Below are 24,325 nucleotides of genomic sequence, written 5' to 3'. Positions count from 1 at the left end.
GTCAGTACGCCTCACCGAGGGAGTCCTTGGCGTTGCCCGTGTCGTAGTCCCGGTCGGAGATGACCACCTTGTCCGGGATGGGCTGCCCGTCGAGGAACTTCTGCGCGGTCTCGAAGGCGAGCGGCCCGAAACGGGGGTTCGACTCGATGACCGCGTGCAGCCAGCCGTCCGCGATGCCCTGGACGGCGCTGCGGGTGCCGTCCACCGACACGATCTTGATGTTGCCGGGCTCCTTGCCCGCGCCCTTCAGCGCGGTGACGGCGCCCAGGGCCATCTCGTCGTTCTCGGCGTAGATGCCGTTGATGTCGGGGTTGGACTGGATGAGCTGCTCGGTGACCTGCTGCCCCTTCTCACGGGCGAACTCGCCGGTCTGCTCGAACGAGATCGTGATCCCGGGCGCCTTCTCCTTGACGCGGTCCTTGAAGCCGTTCGTCCGCTCGGTGGTGACGTTGTTGCCGGGGGCACCGAGGAGGATGGCGACCCTGCTCTTGCTGCCCTCGCCTCCAAGCGCCTCGATCATGCGGTCGGCGGCGCGCTTGCCCTGCTCGTAGAAGTCCGAGCCGATGAACGTGAGGTAGTCGCTGCAGGCCTTGGCGTTGATCTTCCGGTCCACCGTGATGATCGGGATCTTCTTGGCGGCGGCCTGCTGGAGGACCGGCTCCCAGCCGTCGGAGTTCAGGGGCGCGATGACGAGGAGCCGTACGCCCTGGGCGATGAGCTGCTGCACGTCGGTGATCTGCTTGGAGAACTGGGACTGGGCGTTGGTGACCTTGAGATTCGCGATGCCGAGTTTGGCGGCCTCGTCCTTGATCGATTTGGTCTCGGCGATGCGGAAGGGGTTGGCCTCCTTCTCCGATTGGGAGAACCCGACCGTGGCCGTCTTGAGGTCGAACTTCGTCCCGCCGAACTGATCCAGCGTGCACGTCGGCCCGGCCGAGCCGGAGGGCGACTGCACGACCTGCTGCCCCGCCGTGCTCGCGACGGCGGGCGCGCTCTGCGGCGCCTCCGCCTTGGCGCACGCGGTCGCGGTGAGGAGGACGGCCAGTGTTAATGCGGCTGTCCGGATATGGGGGGTCATGGCGTTCCTTTCCTATCAGTCCCGGCGCCCGGGCCACAGGGGCCCGGGCGACCGGCGTTCACCCGTGAGCGCCGTGTCCACGCCCGCGGTTGAGGCGGGGCACGGCGCACGCGGTTCGAGCAGGATCTGCGCACGTGGCTCCCAGACGCGGTGTCCCACGCACGGTCTTCCAGGTGCGGTCTTCCACGCACGGTGTTTCAGGTGCGGTGTTTCAGGCGCTCCGTGTAACGGGTGCGGTGGTCCAGGTGGGGTCTTTCAGGTGCAGGTTGGGTTGATGGCGCTCGTCAGGGCCGTGTTGGCGTCGTGTACGCGCTTCACGTCCGGCTTCGTGACCGCCCGGTCGTACGTCATCAGGCCGTTCAGCTCGGTCTCCACGTCGGTGGTCTGGGTGTAGATCGCGGCGCTGAGCTGCTCGCAGGCGTGCAGTCGCTCCAGTTCCTTGACCATCCCGACGTACCGGGTGGTGAGGGCCTCCGGGTCGGGTTCGACCGCGTAGCCCCAGCCGCCGCCCGACCAGGTGTGGCCGATCAGCGGCAGGCCGAGCCCGCCGTACTCGCCGAGCACGTTCGCCCGCGTACCCGACGGCTTGCCGGGGTTGCCGGGGCCGGGGTAGATGTGGAAGTCCTTGACGTCGCCGTTGCCGCCGTCGACCGCGCCGCAGCAGTTGATCCCGCTCATGTTGTTCACCAGGCGCGACGGGTCCCAGCTCTTGACCAGATCGGCGATGCGCGCCTGGTCGTACTGGCCCCAGCCCTCGTTGAACGGCACCCACATGATGATCGACGGGCTGCTGCGGTGCTGGTCGACGAGTTCGCGCAGCTCGGCCTCGAACTGGGGTCTGTCATCCGTACGGAACGCCGCCGGCATGTCCTGCCAGACCAGCAGGCCGAGCTTGTCGGCGTGGTAGTACCAGCGGTCGGACTCGACCTTGACGTGCTTGCGGACGGCGTTGAAGCCGAGCGCCTTGGTCTGCTCCAGGTCGTACCGCAGCGCCTCGTCGGTCGGCGGGGTGTAGATGCCGTCCGGCCAGAAGCCCTGGTCGAGGGGGCCGAGCTGGAAGACGGGCTGTCCGTTCAGCAGGATGCGGTTGCCGGAGACCGCGATGGAGCGCATCCCGAAGTAGGACTCGACCTTGTCATCCTTGAGTTTGACCTCCAGGTCGTACAGGTGCGGGTTGTCCGGGGTCCAGAGCTTGGGGTTGGGCACCGGGAGTCTGAGTTCGCGGCCCACCGGGCCGGTCACCTTGCCCACGACGCGGCGGCCGTCCCTGGCGGTGACCGTCGCGTTGCCGCCGGTTCCCTGGACGGTCACGTAGAGCGCCTGGCCGCGCAGGTCGGGCACGGTGTCGACGCGGTCGATGCGCTGCTTGGCGACCGGCTCGATCCAGACGGTCTGCCAGATGCCGGAGTTCGCGGTGTACCAGATGCCACTCGGGTCGAGCCGCTGCTTGCCGATGGCCTGGGTGCCGGCGTCGGTCGGGTCGTACACGCCGACGATCAGCTCCTGCGGGCCGCTGCGCCTGAGCGCGTCGGTCACGTCCACGGTGATCCGGCCGTAGCCGCCCTTGTGGGTGGTGACCTGCTTGCCGTTCACGTACACCGTGGACTGCCAGTCCACCGCGTCGAGGTGCAGCAGCAGCCGCTCGCCGCGCCACGAGCGGGGCACGTCGAACGTCCTGCGGTACCACATGCGCTCCTCGTGCCGGCCGATGCCGGACAGCTGCGACTCCACCGGGTACGGCACGACGATGCGCTCGGGCAGGTCGCGGCCGACGGGCGCGGCCTCGTCCGCCTTGGCGGGGGCGAACTGCCACTTGCCGTTGAGGCTGCGCCAGCGGTCCCGGACGAGCTGGGGCCGGGGGTACTCGGGCAGCGGGCCGGCCGGGTTGACGTCGTCAGACCACTTCGTCCGCAGGATGTAGGCGGAGCCGTTGGCGACGTAGGCGTACGGGAAGGCTTCGACCGCGCTGCCGTCGGCGTAGGTGAGGCCGCCGGTGCCGTTGTAGGCGGCGCGGATGCTGCTGCCGGCCTTGGACGGGATCGGATATTTGAGCTTCAGCTCCACCGTTTGCGGATTTTTCAGGATTACGGAGCTTGTGGGCCACTTGGTGCCTGCGACCGTGATGTCCAGCTTGCTGAGGGCGTCCGCCGGCAGCGCGCCGAGGGGCTTGGCGAACGTCAGCGCCGCGACGTCACCGGCCGCGTTCACCCTGGCGTCGGACGGTCCGGGCGGCGCGAACCCCTCGGGCAGCGTGAACGCCTCCGCGGGCACGATCTGCTTCGGCTGGCTCGGGCTCTGCCAGCGCAGCCGCAGGTTCGCGCCGCCGAAGTGCTCGAAGTACTCGACCTTGACGTCGTACTTCTTGCCCGCCTCCAGGGCGATCGGGGTGCCGGTCTGCTCCCGGTCCCAGTCGTCCACCCAGTGGTCGATGATCGGCTTGCCGTCCACCCAGAGTCGGAAGCCGTTGTCGCCGATGATGGAGAAGGTGTACGTCTCGGAGTACTTGGGCTGGATCTGACCCGTCCACCGCACGGAGACGTCGTCATCCCTGCCGGCCAGCAGCCTGAACGTCGGATTCAGGTCTGTCAGCTCCAGGTTGGGGTCGACGACGCTGGCTTTCAGCTCGGCGAAGTCGAACTTCCCCGCCCCGGAGGCGAGGTAGTAGTCACCGCGCAGCCCGTTCGGGGCGGCGGCGGCCTGGTCGGGAACTGCGGCGGTGGCGGGGAGCGACGGCTGCCATAACAGTGACATCAGTACGGCCAGCGGGAACGCGAGGCGCTTGCGCACGGGGGGTCCTTTCGAAACGCGCCGATCAGGTTCGGACAGCTTTTGACCCTGACACGCTCTCAAGTAAGCACCGATGGACCGAGCCGGTCAAGATTTCCGATCAAATTCGTTCTCATACGATCAGAGGTGAACTCATCTTGGCCTTTCCACTATGATCGGGACGTGAGCGACACGCAGAGCGACGGACGCAGACCCGTGTTCGCCGCTGAGCGCCGGCAGCGCATCCTGGAGCTGGTGCGCGCCAACGGCGCGGTGTCGCTGCGCGAGCTCGCCCAGGCCGTGCACTCCTCCGAGGTCACCGTCCGCCGCGACCTGCGCGCGCTGGAGTCGGAGGGCCTGCTCAACCGCCACCACGGCGGCGCCACCCTGCCCGGCGAGCTGTCGCGCGAGGCCGGATACGCGCACAAGGTGTCGCTCGAGTCGGCCGAGAAGGCCGCCATCGCCGACCTGGCCGCCGCCCTCGTCGAGGACGGCGACGCGATCGTGATCGGGCCCGGCACCACCACGCAGGAGTTCGCCCGCCGCCTGACCAGGCACTCCGAGCTGGCCGTGGTGACCAGCTCCCTGCTGGTCGCCCAAGTGCTGGCCGGGACGCCGCGGGTGGAGGTGATGCTCACCGGCGGCACGCTGCGCGGCTCGATCCTGGCCCTGGTGGGCAGCGCCGCCGAGCACTCGCTGGCGGGGCTGCGGGTGCGCCGGGCGTTCATCTCGGGCAACGGCCTGACGGCCGAGCGCGGCCTGTCGACACCCAACATGCAGGTGGCGGGCGTCGACCGAGCGCTGGCGGCGGCCGCGGAGGAGGTCGTGGTGCTGGCCGACCACACCAAGATCGGCGTGGACACGATGGTCCAGACGGTGCCGCCGGACCGGATCGACCACCTGGTCACGGACGACGCGGCACCTCGGGACGTACTCGACGACCTGAGCGCCCGCGGCGTCCGCCTCCACATCGCCCAGTTCTGACTCCCTTCCGGCCAACCGGCCGAGCGCCCCGACATCGCCCGTACACTGCCCCGGCCCCCGGTGGGGGACATCCGCGGGCGGAGGATCGGCACGGAGCAGGCGCGGCGACCATGGCCCGGCGAACGGCCGCGCCCAACACGGGCGCAGGCGGCGCGCGAGAACGGGCGGGCAAACGCGGCCGGACACAGCTGAACAGGCGCGAGCCAGGGGCGGTTGACGCAGAGGCTGGCGAACAGACGCGAGCCGGAGGCGGTTTACGCAGGCTGGCGAACGGGCGCTGGCCGATGGCAGGTGGCCCAGGCGGGCGGACGCGGACGAGCCGACGTGAGCTGGGGGCAGGCAGCACGCACGGGCATGGCAGCCAAAGGCAGGCGGTCACGCACGGGAAGGCATAGCCGGGCAGACAACCACGGCCGACACGGGGACAAGCGGGCGTGCACGAGCAGGCGGACATGCGGGAAGGGCCCAGGCGACGCTGCGGGCGGGCGCGAACGAACCAGCGCCAACGAACGGCCGGCGACCCGGGCGGGCGCAAGCGGAGGCGCAGGCGACGAGGCGGGCGCGGGAGGCGAGCGCAGGCGGGCAGGCGCGGGAGACGGGCGCAGGCGGGCAGGCGCGGGAGACGGGCGTGTAAGGCGCCGAGCAACGGCGGCAGGACAGCCTGCCGACGAGGCAACCGAGCACAGGGGCATGAGCAAGGCAGCCGAGTACAGGGGCGGGCAAGGTAATCGAGCACGGCGCCCGCCTGGAAACTGTACCGGTCAGCCGGTATAGTTTCCTCCATGCCGCGACCCAGCTCGAAAGAACGACTGCTCGACGCCGCGGCCGAGGTGTTGCTGTCCGAGGGGGCCGAGGCCCTGACTCTGGAAGCGGTGGCACGGCGGGCAGGCGTGTCCAAGGGCGGCTTGTTCTACCACTTCCCCACCAAGCAGGCATTGGTCGCCGCCATGGTCGACCGCCTGACCAAGGTTTTCGACCAAGCACTGGCCGAGACCGGTACCGAGCCGGGCGACTTTCTGCGCGCTTACCTGAACGCGACGATCCCCGAACACCACACGGCGGCCAACGCTCCGGCCGACCGGGTGACCGCCGCGTTGCTGGCCGCGGTGCTCGTGGATCCGGCAGGGCTTGCGCCGCTGAGAGAGCGGTTCGCCGCCTGGCAGGCCAGATTGTCCGACGACGGCATCGACCCGGCCGCGGCGACGGCGGTACGGCTGGCCATCGACGGTTGGTGGGCGGCCAGGCTTCTCGGACTCGGCGAACCGGACGCGGCCCTGCACGAACAGACCAGGCGCTACCTGATGGAGGAAATCGACCGTGCTACGCGTCACTAAGGCGTTGATGCTGCTCACGGATCTGGCGTTCGTCATCTACTTCACCATCACCGGGCTGGGGCTGATCCCGCCCGAATGGGCGTTCGCCGACTACACCAACCCGCTGATGGCCGATTGGAACTGGTCGTTTCTCTGGATCGACCTGCTGGCCAGCGCCACCGGCCTGGCCAGCCTGTACCTCCTGCGCCGAGGCTCGCCGTCCGGGCCGGGGCTGATGCTGGTCTCGCTCGTGCTGACCATGGCCTCCGGCTTGATGGCGATCGCGTTCTGGACATTGCGCGGCGACTTCTCGCTGGTCTGGTGGCTGCCGAACCTCTACCTCATGCTCTTCCCGGTCCCCGCGATCCTCTGTCTCACGCGGTCCCGACCAAGCTTCACCGCCTCATAGGGATAGCCGCACGTGGGTGCCGGCGTTCGCCGAGCAGGTGGCCGGGTTGATTGGCCTGCCTGCCCGACCGATAACACGCCAGAGCCCGGGTTGGGGGCGCGGCTGGGGCTGCCGGTGGCCAAGGGGACGCCTTGCCAAGGATTGTCCGCATGCTGCCGAAGGAGCGAGCCCGTCGGCCCGGGGTGGGTGGTGGCAGTGGATGACGTGCGCTGTGCCGACGGGGTTCGGCCGTCGGGGCTCGGCCGTCGGGGCTCGACACCCTTGACTCCGGGGCCCGGGGATGGACGGTTGGCGACGGAGTGGGTGTGACGGGTTGCGCTCGTTTCTGATCGAATGTGACAAGGCCGTTACTGTAATGTTTCCTTCCTCGACCACGATCGAGGCGGAGGCAACCGTGCTACAGGTGGCAGGCGTTCTCAAGACGTTCCAGGGTGTCACCGCCCTCGACCACGTCACCCTGTCCGTACGCCCCGGCGAGGTGCATGCGCTGATCGGCGGCAACGGGGCGGGCAAGTCGACCCTGGTGAAGGTGCTCTCCGGGGTCCACCAGCCGGACGCGGGCGAGCTGCGCCTCACGGGTGAGCCGGTCAGGTTCGCCAGCCCGGCCGACGCCAAGCGGGCCGGGATCGCCACCGTCCACCAGGAGACGAACCTCGTACCGACCATGAGCGTCGCCCGTAACCTCCTCCTGGGGAGGGAGCCCAGGGGACGGCTCGGGTTGATCGACTCCGCGGCCGTGCACGCGCAGGCCGAGCGGGTGCTGGCCACGTACGGGCTGGAGGTGGACGTGCGCCGGCCGCTCGGCGCGCTGGGCGAGGGCGCGCGCCAGCTCGTCGCGCTGGCCAGGGCCGCCTCGGCGGACGCGCGGGTGGTCATCATGGACGAGCCCACGTCGGCGCTGGCGCACGGCGAGCTGGAGACGCTGTTCGGGGCCGTGCGGCGGCTGCGCGAGGAGGGCCGGTCTGTCGTGTACGTCACGCACCGGCTGGAGGAGCTGTACGAGATCTGCGACCGGGTCACGGTGCTGCGCGAGGGGCGGGTCGTGCACACGGGACCGCTGGCGGGGCTCGACCGGTTACGACTGGTCTCGCTCATGCTGGGACGGCCGTTCCACCCCGTGGAGCCCGCCCTGCACACCGGCGAGCCGGCCGAGTCCGCCGACCTGCCGGTGCTCGAGGCCAAGGGTCTGACCCGCCATCACGTACTGGACGGGGTGTCGCTCGCGATGCGGGCCGGCGAGGTGGTCGGCCTGGGCGGGCTGCTCGGCGCGGGGCGCAGCGAGACGGCCCGGGCCATCGCGGGCGTGCTGCCGGTGGACGCGGGCCAGGTGACGGTGGCGGGGGCGCGTTCCCGCAAGTGGTCGATCAGGAACGCCATCCGCGCCGGCGTCGGCCTCGTGCCGGAGAACCGGAAGACCGAGGGCATCGTGCCCACGCTGTCGGTGCGCGACAACATCGCGCTGGCGGCCCTGCCCCGGCTGTCGCGGGCGGGGATCGTGTCGGACGCGCGGGTGGACAGCATCGTGGCGACGTTCATGAAGCGGCTCGGGATCAAGGCCGTCTCCCCCCGGCAGCCCGCCGGGGAGCTGTCGGGCGGGAACCAGCAGAAGGTGCTGCTGGCGCGGTGGCTGGCCATGCACCCGAAGGTGCTGCTGCTGGACGAGCCGACCCGGGGCGTGGACGTGGCGACGAAGGTGGACATGCAGGCGCTGCTGGACGAGCTGGCGGTGGACGGGCTGGCGATCCTGCTGATCTCGTCGGACGTGAGCGAACTGGTGGAGAACTGCGACAGCGTGGTCGTCCTGCGCGACGGGGCGATCACCGATCAGCTGGTCGGGCCCGAGGTCACGGAGGACCGGCTGCTGGCGGCCCTGGCCAAGGACTAGCCCCAGGTCGGGAGCAGCAGCGGGCCAGGGCGGGAGGGCCAGGCATCCACGTGGCGGGAGGCGTCCAGGTGGCGGAAGAGTCAGGCGTCCAGGTGGCGGGAGGCTTCGCCGAAGACCCAGGGTGAGGTCTGTGCGATGAAGTCGGCGGGGAAGCCGAGGGTGAAGCCCGTCGCCTCGTCCAGGCGTCGTACGGCATCCTCCGGAAGGTCGACGTCCACCACCCCGAGGTTGTCAGCCAGCTGCTCCACCGTCCGCGCCCCCACGATCGGCAGCACCGCCCGCGACCGTGCCCGGGTCCACGCGATCGCCACCTGCGAGCTCGACGCCCCCAGCGAGTCGGCCACCTCCTGCACCGCCCGCGCCACCGCGTGGTCGTGCTCGCTGACCGAGCCGGCCGCCACCCGCGTCCCCGGCTGCGCCGTCCCCCGGGTGAACTTGCCCGACAGGATCCCTCCGGCCAGCGGGCTCCAGGCGGTCACGCTCATCCCGTACGACTCGGCCATGGGCAGGAGCTCCCGCTCGATGTCCCGCTGGAGCAGGCTGTAAGGCACCTGCAGCCCCGCGAACGGCGCCCACCCGCGGAACTCGGCGACCGTGTTGGCCCTCGACACCACCCACGCCGGAGCATCGGATATGCCGACGTAGAGCACCTTGCCGGACCGCACGGCCTCGTCGAGACCGCGCATCGTCTCCTCGATCGGCGTGTGCCGGTCCCACAGGTGGACCCAGTAGATGTCCACGTAGTCGGTCCGGAGCCGGCGCAGGCTGGTCTCCAGGGACAGCCGCAGGTTCTTGCGGTGGTTGCCGGCCGCGTTCGGGTCGGCGCCGTCCCGGCTGACGGTGTACTTGGTGGACAGGACGAACCGGTCCCTGCGGCCTTCGAGCAGCTCGCCCACGATGGCCTCGCTGGCCCCGCCCCGGTAGTTGATCGCCGTGTCCACGACGTTGCCGCCCGCGTCGGCGTACAGGTCGAGCATGCGGCGGCACTCCTCGATCGGCGCGCCCACCCCGCCCTGCTCCCCGAACGTCATAGCCCCGAGGAACAGCTCCGACACCCGTAACCCGGTGTTGCCCAGCAGCCGATAGCGCATCGCCCGAACCCCCTAATAGACCGAAATATGGGGATGATCGTAGTGGTTCGCCGTCGTGCCGCCCCGGTCCGACATGGTGCGCCAGGAGCCGGTTCTGGCGTGCCAGATCCGCTGCCGGTAGATGATGTACATGATCCCGAGCCGCTTCGAGTTCTTGATCGCCCACTCCGCGATCTCGTTGCCGCGCGCGACCTCCGCCCCCGACGGCATCGCGCCGCCGCGGCTCAGCATGAAGTCGCAGGCTCGCCCGAGCGGATGCTCGCCGCCGTCCTGGATCGCCCGGTAACACCCGATCCCGTTCGGGACGCCGAACCGCTCCTGGACGAGCTGCTTGACCAGCCGCATCCGGGGCGTGATGTTGTCGGCCCCGCCGGGCAGCTGCGGCACCCACGTGCCGTCCGGCCGCCGCACGCCCGGCCCGACGTACAGCTGGTCGATCTTCTCCTTGATCCGGTCGATCTGCTTCTCGGCCTTCTTCTTGCGCTTCTCCAGCTCGTCCACCGTCTCGGCGAGCTCCTTGGCACGCGCGTCGGCCTCGTCCTTGGCCTGCTGGTGGGCGTCCCTGACCTGGGCGTAGCCGCGCAGCCGGGTCTCCTGGAGCACGACGAGGTGCTGGTTGAGCGCCATCCGGCCGAGCAGGGACGTCGGGTCCCGGTCGGAGGTGAGCATGGAGATCTGGCCGGGGTCGCCGCCGATGTACTGGGCGACGGCCATGGCGCGGAGCTCGGCGGACTCGCGGTCGTAGACCGCCTGGGCCACGGCCAGCTTCTCCCGCGCCGACTTTTCCGATTTATCGGCTTTTTGCTGGGCGACTCTGCTGCTGTAGTAGTCGGTGATGAGCTTGTCCGACTCCTTCTGCAACGCGGCGAGCTCCTTCTTGAGCTGCTTCACCGTGGGCTTGGGCGCGGCCTGCGCCGGAGCCCCCGCCGTCAGCAGCGCCACGGCGAGCGTCGCCGCGGAGAGCGTACGGACCAGTCCGCGTAGCCGGTCGGCGTGGGACGCAACCGCCACACTTCTCCTCACCCCGAGCCGCAGGGCAGGTTCCGGTCAGCAGTAATCCAGGCCGGGGGGACGCCCTCTATCCGACTGCTGATAGTAGGGGATCATCCCGCTCCGCACACAACTCACAACTTTTCGGTATCGCGCGGCCGTCGTACCCTCCGCGCCACGATCTGCCGTCCGACCAATACCGAGCCCGGTACGACCACCATCCCCAGGAGGCTCGACCCCAGACCGAGGTCGATGTCGGCGTCCAGCAGCCCGTCATCGCCGCCGCCGCCGAGGATCGGCAGGTTCACCGACACCTTGACGGAGACGGAGATGAGCGGCTCCCGGTTCCTGGTCGCGGGCGGCGTGCCGGGGTCGGGCGCGCTCGTGGCCGGAGGCCTGGTGGCGGGCGGTTGGGTGGCGGGCGGCCTGGTCGCCGGGGGTCTCGTGGCCGGGGGTTCGCCGGTGGGCGGCCGCGTGGTGGGCCGCTCGGTCGGCCGCTCGGTGGGCCGCTCGGTCGGCCGGCCGGACCGCGTCGGCTCCCGGGTCGGCTCCCGCGTCGGCTCCCGGGTGGCGGTGGGCGGCCGCGAGCCGGGGCCGCCCGTAGGAAGAGCCGTGGGAGGAGCCGTAGGGGGAGCAGTCGGCTGACCGGCGTACGTGACGGGCGGCGTCCCCGTGACCGACCCGCTCGGGGTGGGCTCGGCGGAGGTGGGCGGCGCGGAGGTCGGCGAGGCGGGCGCCGGGGTCCGCGACGGCTCCGGCGCGGCGGACGTGGCGGGCGGGAGCGCGACGCCCGGCCCAGGCCCCGGCTCCGGCGAGTCCCCCAGGATCACGAACGCCGACACGACCGCGGCGGCGGTCGCCAGCACCAGCCCGCCCGTCACCGCGAACTTGGCCGCCGGCGCCAGCGTGCTCTGCACCACGCTGGTGGTGCTCTCGGCGACCGGTTGCGGCTTCGGTAACAGCGCGGCCAGCGGCAGCATCAAGATGCCGAGCCCGGCCCGCCCGCGCGTCTCCCATTCCTCGCCGTACTCGGCGAGCGCGGCCCCCTCCAGCTCGGCCAGGAACGCCTCCGCCGACGCGGGCCGCCCGGCCGGGTCCTTGGCCAGGCCGTGTTCGAGCAGCGGCCGCAGCGGCTCCTCGACCTCCCCCAGCGGGGGCAGGATGTGCTGGTGCTGGTAGGCGAGCGCGGCCACGTTCTCACCCTGGAAGGCGCGGTGGCCGGTCAGGCACTCGAAGAACACCAGCGTGGCGGCGTACACGTCGGTCGCGGCGCTGGCCGGCCCGTCGTCCCACTGCTCGGGCGCCATGTACGGGGGCGTGCCGACGAGCGCGGCCGTCTCCCCGAAGTGGGCCGCCACGCCGAAGTCGACGAGCTTGCTCTGGCCGTCCTGGGTGATGATGACGTTCTCGGGTTTGAAGTCCCGGTGGACGACACCGCGCCGGTGCGCCTCGGCCAGCCCGAGCAGCGCGCCCTTCAGCACCACGAGCGCCGCCTCCGGGCCCGTCGCGCCCTCGTGCTCCAGCAGCCGCCGCAGCGTGACGCCGTCGACCAGCTCCATCACGATGACGGCGTCGTCCTGGCCCTCGACGTATTCGAGCAGGCGGGCGGTGTGCGGGCTGTCGATCTCGCGGATGACCTCGGCCTCCGCCCGGAACCGCTCGACGAACCCCGCGTCCGCGCGCAGCGGCTCGGACAGGTGCTTGATCGCGACGGCCAGCCCGTCGGAGTCCCGTACGGCGAGCATCACCCGGCCTGTCCCGCCGTGTCCGAGTTCCCGGATCTCGGTGTAGCCGGGAACTTCCATGTGGGACCTCCTGACCGGATAAAGATCCTTATGTCAGGACGCTAACCTGGGGTCACACCCCGTGTCGAGTCCCTTCGCGGGAGTAACCGGACCGCTGTCGCAATCGGTATTCTTACTACTTCGCATAGTAGGTCCGGTCAGGCCGCCTGCCGCGCCAGGTAACCGTGGACATTGCGCGCCGCCGCGCGTCCGGCGCGGTTCGCGCCGATGGTGCTGGCCGAGGGGCCGTACCCGACCAGTTGCAGGGCCGGCTCCCTGACGGCCTGGGTGCCGTCCACCTTGATCCCGCCGCCCGGCTCCCTGAGCCGCAGGGGCGCGAGGTGGTCGAGGGCCGAGCGGAAGCCGGTGGCCCAGACGATCGTGTCCGCCTCCAGGTGGAGGCCGTCGGACCAGGTGACGCCGTCCGCGGTGATGCGCCGGAACATGGGCAGGCGTTCCAGCGCGCCCTTGGCCAGGGCCTCGCGTACGACCGTGCTGTAGCCGAGGCCCGTCACGCTCACCACGCTCTGCGGCGGGAGCCCCGCGCGCACGCGCGCCTCGACCAGCGCGACGGCCTCGCGCCTGGCGTTCTCGCCGAAGTCGTCGTCCCGGAACACCGGCGGCCGCCGCGTCACCCAGGCCGTGGTCGCGGCGACCCCGGCGATCTCCGACAGCACGTGCATCGCCGACGCCCCGCCGCCCACCACGATCACGCGCCGCCCCGCGAACTCCTCCGGCCCCCGGTAACCCGCGTAGTGGAGCTGGCGGCCCGCGAAGTCCGGCGCGCCGGGGTAGTAGGGCCAGTGGGGCCGGGTCCAGGTGCCCGTCGCGTTGATCACGGCGCGGGCCGACCACTCCCCCGCGTCCGTGCCGATCACCAGCCGGCCGCCGTCGCCGTGCCGGACGGAGGCGACCCGCACCGGCCGTACGACGTCCAGCCCCAGCTCTTCCTCGTAGGCCGCGTAGTACGCAGGGACCACCTCGGCGGCGGGACGGCGCCCGTCCACGCCCGGGGGACGGGCGATGCCGGGCAGGTCGAAGATGCCGTGCACCTTGTCCATGGTCAGCGACGGCGACCGGTGGCGCCACGCCCCTCCCGCGCCGTCGGCCGCGTCCAGGACAACCGGCTCGAACCCGTACCGGCGCAGGAAGTACGCGCCGGACAGCCCGGCCTGCCCGGCGCCGATCACCACCACTTCGGTCTCTTCCACGATCAGGTGAAACCGCCGCCGGGCCCGCGCTCTTCCCTCACGTCTTCGCGCACACGTCCCGGTACGGCGTGGCACCCAGATACTCGCGCCACTCCTGGACACTGAGCGTGCGGCCGGCCCGCGCGCACACCTGGCCCACCATCGCCTCCGGCGCGACCGGCAGGTCGTGAACCCGCTCCGACACGTCGACCACCCGCAGCAGTCTCCCGTCGCCGGTGAAGGCCATGAGGTGCACGCTGCCGTTGTTGTCGAGCCGGATCTCCCCGCCCAGCGGCTGCCGGGTCGCCACGTCCCACAGATGGATCCCACCGCCCGCGTCGGAGACGGCGACCACGTCCCCTCGGGGGGCGAACACGACGGCGTCGAGCTCCTGGCCGGGAACGCGCAGGTCGGGTACGAGCAGCTGCCGGGCGCTCAGGTCCCACAGGCTGAGGCGGTGCCCGTCGTGCGTGGCCAGCCGCCGCCCGGCGGGATCGACGACCATGAAACCCTGGCTCCGCGCCGCGCCGAACCCGGTGCCGACGGGCTTGCCGGTCATGATGTCGTAGAACCGCCCGCTCGCCGACGCGATCGTCCTGCCGTCGGCGAGGAAGACGAAGTCGCGGGTGGCGAACGGCAGTTTCACGCTGCTGACCTCCTTCCCGGTGCGCGCGTCCCACACCCGCAGGCGGAAGTCATCCTGTTTCTGATTGTTCTGCGCGAAGACCGCCGCGAACAGGCGGCCGTCCCTGCTGTAGGCCCCGCCCATGGGGAGGAACGCCGGAATGCCCCCGAACGACCACAGCCGCCGCCCGTCGGTGAGGCTGTACGCGATGACCGCCTCCCCGTCCTGGAAGACCAGGCTGTCGTTGGCGGGGCTGAACAGCCACGGCGTCGGGTTGCCGGGATTGGGGTACGACGCGATCGAGCGCCGCGCGGCCACGTCCCACGTCCGGTACGCGGACGACGTGCTGATCAGCAGCCGGCGCGCGTCCGGGCTGATCGCTTCGATCCGCGCTCCGGAGGGCGCCCGGGCGCTCGCGGTGCCGGACCGCAGGGCGAGGCTGACGATGCGCTCGTCCACCCGGTAGCGCAGCGTCCGGCCGGTCGGGTCGAACCACACCTCGGTGACCTCGCCCGGCGCCTCGTATCTGAGGATCTCCTGGTGCGTGGTCACGTTCCAGACCCAGACGCGCTGCCCGCGCGCGCCGGCGACCAGCTGGTTGTCGGCGCTGAGCCGGACCGCCCACCGGGTGCCGGGGGCCGCCTGGCTCACCGCATCCCCCCAGGTCAGGCCGTCCTCCTCCGCCTCCGAGTCGGCGACCAGCCTGCCCGAGGCGGTGTCCCGGAGCTGGAACCGCTCCCCGGCGCAGTACATGAGCCGGCTGTCCGCGCTGAATCCCACGACCGGTTCCATGCCGCAGCTCTTCTCGAGAGCGGGCACGCGCCGCATGCCCGGCAGCCGCCACACGCGGATCGTCTGCCCCGGGGGCGCCACGCTCGCGACCAGCCTGCCCGAGGAGGCAACGGTGAACTGGGTGAGCTCGCCCCACTCCTTGGTGGGGATCTCGCGGCCGCGCTCGGCGTCCCACAGGTCCGTCACGCCGTCGGTGACGCTGATCGACAGCAGCGAGTCCTGGTCGCCGAAATCGGGGCGGAGCAGCTCCGGGTCGTCGCCCGGCTTCTTCTTGACGCCAACGAGGCGGCCGGTGCGCGTCTGCCACACGGTCACGGCCTGGCCGGCCGCGACGGCCAGCAGCCGGCCGGTGCGGCTCAGCGCCACCTGGTTCACGCCCTCGGCCAGCCGCGACGAGGTCCAGGAGGCGACCTGGCGGCCGGTCGCGACCTCGTACACGCGCACTCCGCGCTCGCTCACGGCGGCGAGGACGCGGCCGTCGCCGCTGACCGCCCGGGTGGCCGCGCCCTTGTCGGCGGGCGGGCTGAACGACGTGGTCTCGCGCTGGTAGACGGCCGAGGTGAGGCTGGAGCGGGTGTCGGTGCCCGGGGCCAGCCGCCAGGCGGCGACGCTGAGCAGCATGGCCCGCACCGGGTTCACCGTGCGCAGGTCGGCGGCCTGGTGGACCAGCTCGCGGCCACGGGCGCGGTCGCGTTCGGCCGCCACCTGGTCGCGCTGCTCGGCGGCCTGGCGTCCCTGCTGGACCGCTACCCCGGCGCCGATCACCGCCACCACCAGCAGTCCCGCCAGCGCCGCGGTGAGCAGGCGGCGGCGGCCGGCCCGGCGCCGGGTGACGCCGCTCGCGGCGCCCAGGAAGTCGCGTTCCAGCGGCGTCAGCGTCACCTGGTTCCGGCCGGTGGCGGCCCAGTCGAGCACGGCCTCGAGCCTGCTGCCCTGGAGCAGGTCGCCGTCCTTGCGGCCGTGGTCGTGCCAGGCGTGGGCGGCGCGGGAGATCTCGGGCAGGACGCCGAGCCCCTGCCGGTCGGCCTCCACCCAGCCGCGCAGCCGGGGCCAGGCGCGCAGCACGGCCGGGCGGACGATGCTCACCTCGCCGCCGCGTTCGGTGAGGATGTAGCCGAAGACGTCCAGGATGCGCCGCCGCTGCGCGGGCCGCTCGGGGAGCAGGTCGTCCACGGACGCGCGCCGTACGGTCTCCGTGCCGTCGCCGTCGATCGTGATCAGCCGCAGCAGCAGGTCGGGCACCAGCTCGCGCTCCTCGGGGGCGAGCAGGTCGTACGCGTCCTCGGCCAGGGTGCCGAGCCCCGGATCGGCCGCCGCGGCGCGCAGGCCCTCGCCGCGCTGGCTGCCCTCGCCGAGCGGGTCGATCGCGCCTCCGACCAGGGCGAGCAGCAGCCCGCGCGCGCTCGGCCGCCGCCCGGGGTCCTTGCTCAGCGCCGCCGCCACCAGCGGCCGCAGCGACGCGGGCAGCGTGTCCAGGTCGGGCTCGAAGGTGAGCACCCGGTGCATGACCCCCGCCAGGGTCTCCGCCCTGAACGGGTCCTGCCCGGTGGCGGCGAACACCATGATCCCGCCCCAGGCGAACACGTCGGCCGCGACGCCGGCCCGGTCTCCGGAGAAGACCTCCGGCGCCATGTACGTGGGCGTGCCCGCGATGTAGTCGCCGGCCGTGCGCGACATCTCCTCGGTGCGGGCGATGCCGAAGTCGATCACGCGCGGCCCGTCGGGTCCGAGCAGGACGTTGTCCGGTTTGAGGTCCCGGTGCACGACCCCGGCCTCGTGGATCGCGGTCAGCGCGGTCGCCACGGCGGTGGCCAGCCGGTGCAGGTCGTCGCCCGCGAACCGCCGCCCGGCGCGCCGCAGGTCTACACCCTCGACGTATTCGCTCACGATGTACGGCGGGGTGGCGGCCGGGTCGGCGTCGATCACCCTGGCGGTGCAGAACGACGCCACCCGGCGGGCGGCGGCGGCCTCCTTGGCCAGCCGGTCGCGTACCTCCGCGTGCAGCACCTTGAGCGCGTACCGGCCGCCGTCGTCGTCGTAGGCCTCATAGACGACACCCTGGCCGCCGGAGCCGAGCCGCCCGGCCAGCCAGTATTTGCCGATCTTGACCGGATCACCCGGCGCCAGACTCTCCACGTGACTTTTGATGCGGATGGGGCTCGATTGGTTGGCCTCACCCGGGCACGGGTGCCGTGGACCTGCGGACGATCAGCTCGGTGGCCAGCTCCACGTGACGGGAGTCGATCCTCTCGCCGGCCGCCAGCCGCAACGCGGTGCGCAGCGCCATCCCGCCCATCTCCCGCAGCGGCTGGCGGACCGTGGTCAGCGGCGGCGAGGCCATCCGGGCGACCTGGGTGTCGTCGTAGCCCACGACGCTGACGTCCTCGGGGATGCGCAGCCCGCGCGCCCGGGCGGCCTCCATGACCCCCAGGGCCAGCTCGTCGCAGCCCGCGAAGATCGCCGTCGGCGCCCGCGGCAGATCGAGGACGGCCGCGCCGCCCAGCAGCCCGTCGTGGTAGCGGAACTGGCCGGTCCACACGTAGCCGGGGATCACCGGCGCGCCCTCGGCCTCCAGGGCGGCGCGGTAGCCGTGCAGCCGGGCCTGGTTGCAGGCGGCGGTCGCCGGGCCGCCGACGTAGGCGATGCGGCGGTGGCCGAGCGAGAGCAGGTGGCGGGTGGCGGCCAGCCCGCCGGCGAAGTTCGTGGAGCCGACGCTGGTCACGCTGGCGCTCTGCAGGTTGAGCGGGTCGATCAGCACCAGCGGCAGACGGGCCCGCGCCAGCGCGGCCACCTGCTGGGTGGCCAGCTGTTCGCAGGTGACGGCGATCAGCGCGGTGCGCCCGGCGGCGACCAGGTCGCGGACCCAGGCGGTGCTGTGGCCGGCGTCCTTCTTGATGCTGACGACGATCCCGACGCCGATCTCGGCCCCGGCCTGCACCGCGCCCTGGATGATCTCGATGGAGTAGGCGTTCAGGTCGTCGTCGAACTGCAGCTCGACGCTCCCGCACAGCTCGCGCCGCGCCGTGGCCGGGACGTACTCGTGCTCCCGCAGCAGCGACTCCACCAGCGATCGGGTGGCGGGCGCGACGTCGCTGCGGCCGTTGAGCACCTTGGAGACGGTCGCGACCGACACGCCGGCCGAGGCGGCTACGGTGGCCAGGGTGGCGCGCCTGGGGGTGTCCGGCATCGTGCCTCCTCGCCTCGACGGGCGTGCCGCGGCCGGCCCGATCATCGGGGTGTCACAAGGGCGGACCGGAACGCGGGCTCGCAGCGGGCCAGGTGCGCCATGTCCGCATCGTAGAACCGGCCGTCGCCCCGGACCACGTGGTTGACGCCGCCACCGGTCAGCACCTCTTCGTCGGCCACGGCCGCCTCTCCCGATCACCGCCGGGCCCGGACGATGATCTCCGGGGCCCGGCGGTCAGTGTGTCACGCGGCGCCGGGACAGGGCATCCGAATAACGGCTCAGCGGCGGGAGCGGAAGGCCACGGCCGTCGTCGAGGTGATCGCCGACACCACCACGGTCATCACCAGCACGGTGTTGAGCGGGCTCTTGCGCCGGGACGGGCCTGCCGCGGCCCGCTGGTAGCGCGTCAGCGGGACGGCCGCCTTCGGCTTGGACGTCGTCTTCGTGGGGGTGGGCGTCGGCACCGGCACCGGCGCCGACCAGGGGGCGGACGGGCGCACCCGGCCCGCTCTCCTGCGCGGGCACTCCCCCACGTGGACCTCCGCCGTGCACACGCCGTCGCGGTAGACCGTCACGTGCGGCAGCACGACCGCGGGCGGCGCCCAGCGCTTGCGGGGCGGCACCGAGATCGACACCTTGGGCCTGGGCGAACGCCGCGTCCGGACCCGGGGCACCGTCACCGTGGGGCCGACGGTCACGTTCTTCGGGGGTGCCGGCGGCGCCGGGGGACGTACGGTCACCCGCGGCACCGGGCGCGGCCACGGCACCCCGTCGGCCGCGGCGGGGCCCGCGACGGTCACGGCGGCCAGGGCGACGGCGAACAGCAGCGGAGCACGCCGGACGCCCACGCTCACACTCCCCCGCCGATGCGGGTGAACTCCTGCAGCGCCCCCTGGAACGCCTCGGGCCCGACGGCCAGCGGCCCGGCGAAGGCGTGGGAGATGTCCCACGTCAGGTAGATGCCGAAGCCCAGCAGCGCGGACGTCGCCAGCAGCGGCAGCAGCGCCAGCCCTCTCGGCCTGGCCCCCGCCAGGAACGGGAAGATGGTGACCAGGACCCCGGTGAGGATGGTCAGGTGCAGCAGCCCCGCGGGAGGCGTGGCGGCGGCGTCGGCGGTGCGCTGGGCCCGCGCGGTGGAGATCGCGCTGAGCTTCTCCAGCACGGCGCTCTTGGCGTCGTCCTGCTTGTCGCCGGTCACCTGCAGGTCGGTGACGCGGCCGCGCAGCTCGTCCATCCTGGCGGCGCCGACCGGGTCCATCCTGCCCTCGCCCATGAGCGGCCACTCGTCCCTGACCACGAACGTGATGTAGTCGCGCAGCGCCCTGCGCACGTCCTGGGGCGCGGTGCCCGGCAGGGCGTCGGCCGCCCAGTAGGCGTCGACGGCCGCCTGGCTCTCGGTGTGGGTGTTGAGGCGGGCGGCGTCGGCCGTGGTCCAGGGAACGATGATCGCGATGGCGAAGACCAGCAGGAACATCGCCGACAGCATCGCTCCCGCGTGCGCGACCGACGGCCCGCCGGGGTCGCGGTCCTCTTCGGCTCGTTTGACCTTCCTGAAGATCAGCGCGGTGAGCGCCACCGCGCCCACCGCCGCCACGACTGAGAGCGTGTACGCCACCATGAAGAATCTCCCGAAACTCATCGGATACGCAACGTCACATTACTATCACACAGTGCAATGATGGCGCGAAGCACAGATCGGTAAAGGCCCGGGCAACCGCGGGCCCGCGGCCGGGTCTGGCGCGAGTCGATGAACGGGATCGGGGCGGCCACCTGTGGCTACGCTCGTGACCGCCCCGCCGGGCCTCCCGTGTGGCGATGGTTACACGGGTCCGGGAGGCGTGCCCTCCTGCGCGGCGAGGACCGTGACCGTCCTGCGCGAACCGTCGGCAGCCCTCGCCCGCACCCCTCCCGATGAGGCCCGCCTCACATGATCCGCCGGCCCGGGGGCCCGCGCTTCAGGGAGCGCCCCGGGGATTTCCCCTGGAGTACGGGCCTCCGCGCCCGCGCGGCAGATCCGGCCACCCGTACGACGGCGGCGGGGACCCGGACCGGCCCCGGCGACCTGGGGATAACCCCTGGTTTTCGCGCGACCTCTGGACAAGGGGACAGGCAAGTCTTACTTGAGCCGCCCGCCCTGCCGCGCAACGTTGGATTTCCCAGCGTGCGGAGGCCGGTATGACGTTCGTCGGACGGGATCAGGAGCTCCGATGCCTGGCCGCGGAGTTCGAGCGCGCCCGCGCCGGACTGCCCAGGCTCGTCGTGGTCGAGGGACCGGCGGGGATCGGGAAGACGACGCTGGTCCAGCGGTTCCTGGAGACCTGCGGGACGGGCAACGTGCTGTTCACCGACGGCGACGAGGGTGAGGCGCTGCTGCCGTACGGGACGCTGACCAGGCTGTTCGGCGGGCTCCCCGCGCAGATCGAGGCGCCGGCCACGGCGGAGCCGCCCGATCCGCTCGCGGTCGGGGCGGCGCTGCTGCCCGAGCTGAGCGAGCGGCAGGCGAGCGAGCCGCTCTGCCTGGTCGTGGACGACGTGCACTGGGCGGACGCGCCGACGTTGCGGGCATTGACGTTCTGCCTGCGCAGGCTGCGCGTGGACCGGGTCATGGCGGTGCTCATGCTGCGCGAGGCCGCCACGTTGCCGGGCCCCGAGGGGCTGCGGCGGCTCATCGCCGCCGACACCACCCACCGGCTGCGGCTGCGCGGGCTGCGGGAGCCGGAGGTGGCCGCGCTGGTCGGCGGGCGGGTGTCGCAGCGGGCCGTGGCCAGGCTGGTCGCCCACACCGAGGGCGTGCCGCTGCACCTGCGGGCGCTGCTGGAGGAGGTGCCCCTGGAGGCGCTGGACGACCTGGCGCAGCCGCTGCCGGCGCCCAGGTCGTACACGATGCTGGTGCTGGCCAAGGTGGCCCGGTGCGCGCCGCCGGTGCGCGAGCTGGTCGGCGCGGTCAGCGTGCTGGGCATGTCGTGCCCGCTGCACCTGGCGGCGCGGGTGTCCGGGGTGGCTGAGCCGCTGCAGGCGCTCGAGCAGGCCGTGCGCGAGGGCGTGCTGCTGGAACGGTCCTCTTCGCGCGGGCCCGTGGCGGCGTTCGCGCATCCGCTGATCCGCGCAGCCGTCTACCGCGACCTCGGCCCGGCGCAGCGCTCGGCCCTGCACGCGCGGGCGGCGCTGGTGGCGGAGGGAGAGCAGGCGCGGCTGCGGCACCGCATCGAGGCGGTGGCGGGCCCGAGCCCGGAGCTGGCCGCCGAGCTGGCGGAGCTGGGCCGGGCGCAGGTACGGCTGGGCGCGTTCGGCGGCGCGGCCGAGCATCTGAAGGCGGCGGCGGAGCTGTCGGGCGACCCCGCGCCGCTGGCCGCCGAGGCGGTGGAGGCGCTGCTGCTGGACGGACGGGTCGACGAGGCGGCCGGGCTGACCGCGAGCCTGCCCGAGGCCGCGCACCCGGCGGTGCGCGGCTACGCGCTCGGCCACCTGGCCATGGTGCGCGGCCAGGTCGAGGAGGCGCGGGCGCAGCTCATCACGGCCTGGGAGCAGGCCGGGCCGCCCGAGTCGGGCCTGGCGGCGCGGGCGGCGCAGCAGCTCGCCATGCTCTGCCTGGTCAAGGCCGAGGGCGGGCAGGCCGCCCGCTGGGCCGAACGCGCCCGCGACTCCCCCGGCTACCGCCTCAGCATCGACTACAACCGCTTCACCCAGCTCACCGGCCTGGCCGTCTCCGGCGAGATCGACGCGGCGCTGGCCGCGACCGCCGACCTGCCGCCGCCCGCGTCGGCGACGATCGCCGACCTGGACGCGCTGCTCGGCCGCGGGCTGCTGCGCACCTGCTCCGACGACCTGGCGGGCGGGCTGGCCGACCTGTCGGGGGTGGTGGCGGCGTGCGGGGAGCGTTCGGTGCCGTTCCGCATGCTGGCCACGGCCATGCTGGGGCAGGTCGAGTACCGTTCCGGCCGCTGGGACGACGCCGCCCTGCACACCGAGACCGCGGCGTCCGTGGCCGACGACGCCGACCAGCGGTGGCTCTCGCCCATCTGCCACGGGCTGGCCGCCCTCGTCCCGGCCTCGCGCGGCGACTGGCCGCTCGCGGAGTCCCACGTCCGGGCGGCCGTCGCCGGCGCGGACTCGGTGGCGGCGCTCGCGCACGGATGCAGCGCCGCCGCGCACCTGGCCGCCGCCAGGGGCGACCACGCCGCGACGGTGACGGCGCTGGAGCCGCTGCGGGCGGTGGAGGTGCACGACATCGTGTACGAGCCCGGCGTCGTACAGTGGCTCGACCTGTTCATCGACGCCCTGGTGGGGCTGGGCGAGCTGGACCGGGCCGAGACCTGCCTGGTCGCGGTCGAGCGGCTGGCGGGGCGGCGCGGCAGGCGTTCGGCACTGGCCACGGCGGCCCGCTGCCGGGGCGGCCTGCACGCGGCCCGCCACGAGAACGCCCTGGCCGACACCGCCTTCACCACCGCTCTCGCACACGCTTCTTCGACCGGCCCGGGGGCGGGGGCCGGGCTGCCGTTCGACGAGGCCCGGCTGCGGCTGGCGTACGGGCGGTTCCTGCGCAGGCTGGGCCGCCGCAGGCAGGCCCAATCCCACCTGGAGCTGGCGCTCGGGCTGTTCACCAAGCTGGGCGCGGCGCCGTACGTGGGGCGGTGCGAGCGGGAGCTGAGCGCGTGCGGGCTGCCGCGCGCCGGGTCGGGCGCCTCGCCACTGCTGCGGCTGACCCCGCAGGAGCAGGCGGTGGCGCGACTGGTGGCCACCGGGATGACGAACCGGCAGGTGGCCAGGGAGCTGGTGCTGAGCGTGAAGACGATCGAGTACCACCTGGGGAACGCGTACGCCAAGCTGGGGGTGAGCTCACGCGTGGCCCTCGCCACCAAGCTCATGCACTGAGCCCGCTGCAGGCGTTCGCCGGGGCCCGCCCACCCGTTGACCGACGAAGCGGTGGGCCGACTGACACCCGCCCCGGACCGGGATGCCTTGCGGACTTGCGCCGACCGGTGAGTGCCGGCCTCGCTGCAGGCCTATGCGCACCCGCGGAGTCGTGAGCGCGCCGGCGCACCGGGACGACGACGCCGACGCCTCCATGCATGACCTCGCCGTCCGGCACGCACCCCCAACGCTCCAGCAGCTCGTCCACGATCCCGGGCAGTTCGGCGAGCCACGACGCGCCCGGGTCTCCCTCACGCTCGACCGTGCTCCGCGCGAACACCTCCGGTATCCCGATCATCCGGGCACCCTACGTGCCTGCTCACCGCCACCACCCGGCGCGAGCTCGGTCGGGGTATAATGACCTTGTCCCGAGCGGTTGGCCGCCCGGGATTTTGCTTTTCATGCCCACTCCTCACCGCGTGATCATGAACGCGGCAGCGCCTCTCTTCCTGTCCATGAGCGCCGGGGTCATCGCCCAGCTCGTCGGCACTTCCCTGCTCGGACACCAGGCGACGGTTCAACTGGCGGCCTTCGCCCTCGTCGGCGCGGTGCTCACCCCCGTCACCGCGGCCGTGTCCGGCGACCTGCGCGGCATGGCTCCGTTCGTGGCCGCCTGCCGCGATCGTCCCGCCGAGGCGCTGCCCATCCTGAAAGACGCGCGTTGGCTGTCCCTCGTGCTCGGGGTGATCGGCGCAGGCGTCATGCTCGGAGTCCCTCTGATCGCGCGGGTCGGCGGGGTGTCTCGTGAGGTGACGGCCGAGTTCGGGGCGGTGCCTCCGCTCTTCGCCCTCCAGGTGCTGCTGGCCGCCGCGGGCGGGGGCGCCAACGGGGTGCTGATCGCGCTGGGACGCAGCCGGCTGGTGCTCTGGTCCAGCCTGTCGAGCACGGCCGTACAGGTGACCCTGCTCCTCCTCCTGGTGCCGAGAATGGGCATCCACGGCACCGCCATCGCGCTCCTGGCATCCACCGCCCTGGCCGTCACCGTGTCCAACGTTCTCCTGCTGCGCCTGCCGGGACTGGCGGGAGAATCGCCGTGGCCCGGACGCCCCCGCCCGCGGGAGATCTGGCGCATGGCCAAGGTGGGCCTCCCGATGTCGGCCACGGTCGTCATCTGATACCTCCGAGGAGACCCCCGCCTTCAGGCGGGGAAAGGAATCGGACTCCTGCGGAGCAGGGCAGGAGCAAGCGATTCGCCGCCAGGCGGACCGCTGTCTACGACAACCGGGCAGCACTTGGCTGGTCTTCCTGCAAAAATGTGATGCGTGGCGCAGCTGGTGAAGCGGGCCTACAAGTACCGCTTCTACCCGACCCCCGAGCAGG

Annotated in this window: 18 protein-coding genes; 7 read left to right on the top strand and 11 right to left on the bottom strand. The window is 72.4% G+C overall.

The annotated features are described in order from the left end of the window. Position 1: 1 nt before the first annotated feature. On the bottom strand, positions 2-1,078 hold the full coding sequence (locus ACIHFD_RS21005; RefSeq protein ID WP_397368337.1) for an ABC transporter substrate-binding protein: 1,077 nt from the start codon (positions 1,076-1,078) through the stop codon (positions 2-4). 255 nt (positions 1,079-1,333) lie between these two features. Beyond that, positions 1,334-3,865: a PA14 domain-containing protein gene (locus tag ACIHFD_RS21000; protein ID WP_397368336.1), complete on the bottom strand. Its 2,532-nt coding sequence runs from the start codon at positions 3,863-3,865 to the stop codon at positions 1,334-1,336. A 162-nt stretch (positions 3,866-4,027) separates the two neighbouring features. Here ACIHFD_RS21000 and ACIHFD_RS20995 point away from each other — a divergent pair, with 162 nt between their 5' ends. From ACIHFD_RS20995 to ACIHFD_RS20980, 4 genes are all read left to right on the top strand, one after another. Beyond that, entirely contained in the window at positions 4,028-4,828 is an 801-nt protein-coding gene (locus ACIHFD_RS20995) for a DeoR/GlpR family DNA-binding transcription regulator (protein WP_350740321.1), read from the top strand. A gap of 782 nt (positions 4,829-5,610) precedes the next feature. Beyond that, entirely contained in the window at positions 5,611-6,162 is a 552-nt protein-coding gene (locus ACIHFD_RS20990) for a TetR/AcrR family transcriptional regulator (protein WP_397368335.1), read from the top strand. Next, entirely contained in the window at positions 6,146-6,550 is a 405-nt protein-coding gene (locus ACIHFD_RS20985) for a DUF5360 family protein (protein WP_397368334.1), read from the top strand. Before ACIHFD_RS20990 ends, ACIHFD_RS20985 begins: the two co-directional genes overlap by 17 nt. 403 nt (positions 6,551-6,953) lie before the next feature. Beyond that, positions 6,954-8,435, top strand: a complete 1,482-nt coding sequence (locus tag ACIHFD_RS20980; RefSeq protein ID WP_397368333.1) for a sugar ABC transporter ATP-binding protein — start codon at positions 6,954-6,956, stop codon at positions 8,433-8,435. Between the two features lie 80 nt (positions 8,436-8,515). Here the strand turns inward: ACIHFD_RS20980 and ACIHFD_RS20975 are convergent, their stop codons facing one another. The 9 genes from ACIHFD_RS20975 to ACIHFD_RS20935 form a co-directional block, all read right to left on the bottom strand. After that, entirely contained in the window at positions 8,516-9,526 is a 1,011-nt protein-coding gene (locus tag ACIHFD_RS20975; RefSeq protein WP_397368332.1) for an aldo/keto reductase, read from the bottom strand. Between the two features lie 12 nt (positions 9,527-9,538). Further along, positions 9,539-10,537: a coiled-coil domain-containing protein gene (locus ACIHFD_RS20970; protein WP_397368331.1), complete on the bottom strand. Its 999-nt coding sequence runs from the start codon at positions 10,535-10,537 to the stop codon at positions 9,539-9,541. A 113-nt stretch (positions 10,538-10,650) separates the two neighbouring features. Beyond that, entirely contained in the window at positions 10,651-12,321 is a 1,671-nt protein-coding gene (locus tag ACIHFD_RS20965; RefSeq protein ID WP_397368330.1) for a protein kinase, read from the bottom strand. Positions 12,322-12,458: 137 nt separating this feature from the next. After that, complete coding sequence (locus tag ACIHFD_RS20960) at positions 12,459-13,511, bottom strand: NAD(P)-binding domain-containing protein (RefSeq protein ID WP_397368329.1); 1,053 nt, start codon at positions 13,509-13,511, stop codon at positions 12,459-12,461. Between the two features lie 37 nt (positions 13,512-13,548). Beyond that, positions 13,549-17,043 (bottom strand): protein kinase, encoded by a 3,495-nt coding sequence (locus ACIHFD_RS20955; RefSeq protein ID WP_397368328.1) that lies wholly within the window; start codon positions 17,041-17,043, stop codon positions 13,549-13,551. A 37-nt stretch (positions 17,044-17,080) separates the two neighbouring features. Continuing rightward, positions 17,081-18,094: a LacI family DNA-binding transcriptional regulator gene (locus ACIHFD_RS20950; RefSeq protein ID WP_397368327.1), complete on the bottom strand. Its 1,014-nt coding sequence runs from the start codon at positions 18,092-18,094 to the stop codon at positions 17,081-17,083. Positions 18,095-18,135: 41 nt separating this feature from the next. Continuing rightward, positions 18,136-18,273 (bottom strand): hypothetical protein, encoded by a 138-nt coding sequence (locus ACIHFD_RS20945; RefSeq protein WP_397368326.1) that lies wholly within the window; start codon positions 18,271-18,273, stop codon positions 18,136-18,138. 99 nt (positions 18,274-18,372) lie between these two features. Further along, the gene (locus tag ACIHFD_RS20940; protein ID WP_397368325.1) at positions 18,373-18,942 is read right to left on the bottom strand and encodes a hypothetical protein; all 570 of its coding nucleotides are present in this window, start codon (positions 18,940-18,942) and stop codon (positions 18,373-18,375) included. A 2-nt stretch (positions 18,943-18,944) separates the two neighbouring features. Then, positions 18,945-19,733 carry a hypothetical protein gene (locus ACIHFD_RS20935; RefSeq protein WP_350740287.1) on the bottom strand — a complete coding sequence of 263 codons (789 nt, stop codon included), beginning with the start codon at positions 19,731-19,733 and terminating at the stop codon, positions 18,945-18,947. A gap of 536 nt (positions 19,734-20,269) precedes the next feature. On the opposite strand from ACIHFD_RS20935, the gene ACIHFD_RS20930 reads away from it, so the two are divergent. The 3 genes from ACIHFD_RS20930 to ACIHFD_RS20920 form a co-directional block, all read left to right on the top strand. After that, a complete protein-coding gene (locus ACIHFD_RS20930; RefSeq protein ID WP_397368324.1) occupies positions 20,270-22,966 on the top strand; it encodes an AAA family ATPase in 2,697 nt (898 codons plus the stop codon). A gap of 440 nt (positions 22,967-23,406) precedes the next feature. Beyond that, positions 23,407-24,120 carry a polysaccharide biosynthesis C-terminal domain-containing protein gene (locus ACIHFD_RS20925; RefSeq protein ID WP_397368323.1) on the top strand — a complete coding sequence of 238 codons (714 nt, stop codon included), beginning with the start codon at positions 23,407-23,409 and terminating at the stop codon, positions 24,118-24,120. A 147-nt stretch (positions 24,121-24,267) separates the two neighbouring features. After that, on the top strand, positions 24,268-24,325 hold a 58-nt coding region (locus ACIHFD_RS20920; RefSeq protein WP_397368498.1), incomplete at its 3' end, for a helix-turn-helix domain-containing protein.

It is taken from the genome of Nonomuraea sp. NPDC051941 (genome assembly GCF_044593615.1).
This window is presented reverse-complemented; position numbering and strand designations above follow the sequence as displayed.

What these genes read in the sequence shown, in the direction of transcription:
- ACIHFD_RS21005 (WP_397368337.1), bottom strand. Translation starts at nt 1,078, where the DNA reads ATGACCCCCCATATCCGGACAGCCGCATTAACACTGGCCGTCCTCCTC.
- ACIHFD_RS20975 (WP_397368332.1), bottom strand. Translation starts at nt 9,526, where the DNA reads ATGCGCTATCGGCTGCTGGGCAACACCGGGTTACGGGTGTCGGAGCTG.
- ACIHFD_RS20990 (WP_397368335.1), top strand. Translation starts at nt 5,611, where the DNA reads ATGCCGCGACCCAGCTCGAAAGAACGACTGCTCGACGCCGCGGCCGAG.
- ACIHFD_RS20935 (WP_350740287.1), bottom strand. Translation starts at nt 19,733, where the DNA reads ATGAGTTTCGGGAGATTCTTCATGGTGGCGTACACGCTCTCAGTCGTG.
- ACIHFD_RS20950 (WP_397368327.1), bottom strand. Translation starts at nt 18,094, where the DNA reads ATGCCGGACACCCCCAGGCGCGCCACCCTGGCCACCGTAGCCGCCTCG.
- ACIHFD_RS20930 (WP_397368324.1), top strand. Translation starts at nt 20,270, where the DNA reads ATGACGTTCGTCGGACGGGATCAGGAGCTCCGATGCCTGGCCGCGGAG.
- ACIHFD_RS20965 (WP_397368330.1), bottom strand. Translation starts at nt 12,321, where the DNA reads ATGGAAGTTCCCGGCTACACCGAGATCCGGGAACTCGGACACGGCGGG.
- ACIHFD_RS20925 (WP_397368323.1), top strand. Translation starts at nt 23,407, where the DNA reads ATGCCCACTCCTCACCGCGTGATCATGAACGCGGCAGCGCCTCTCTTC.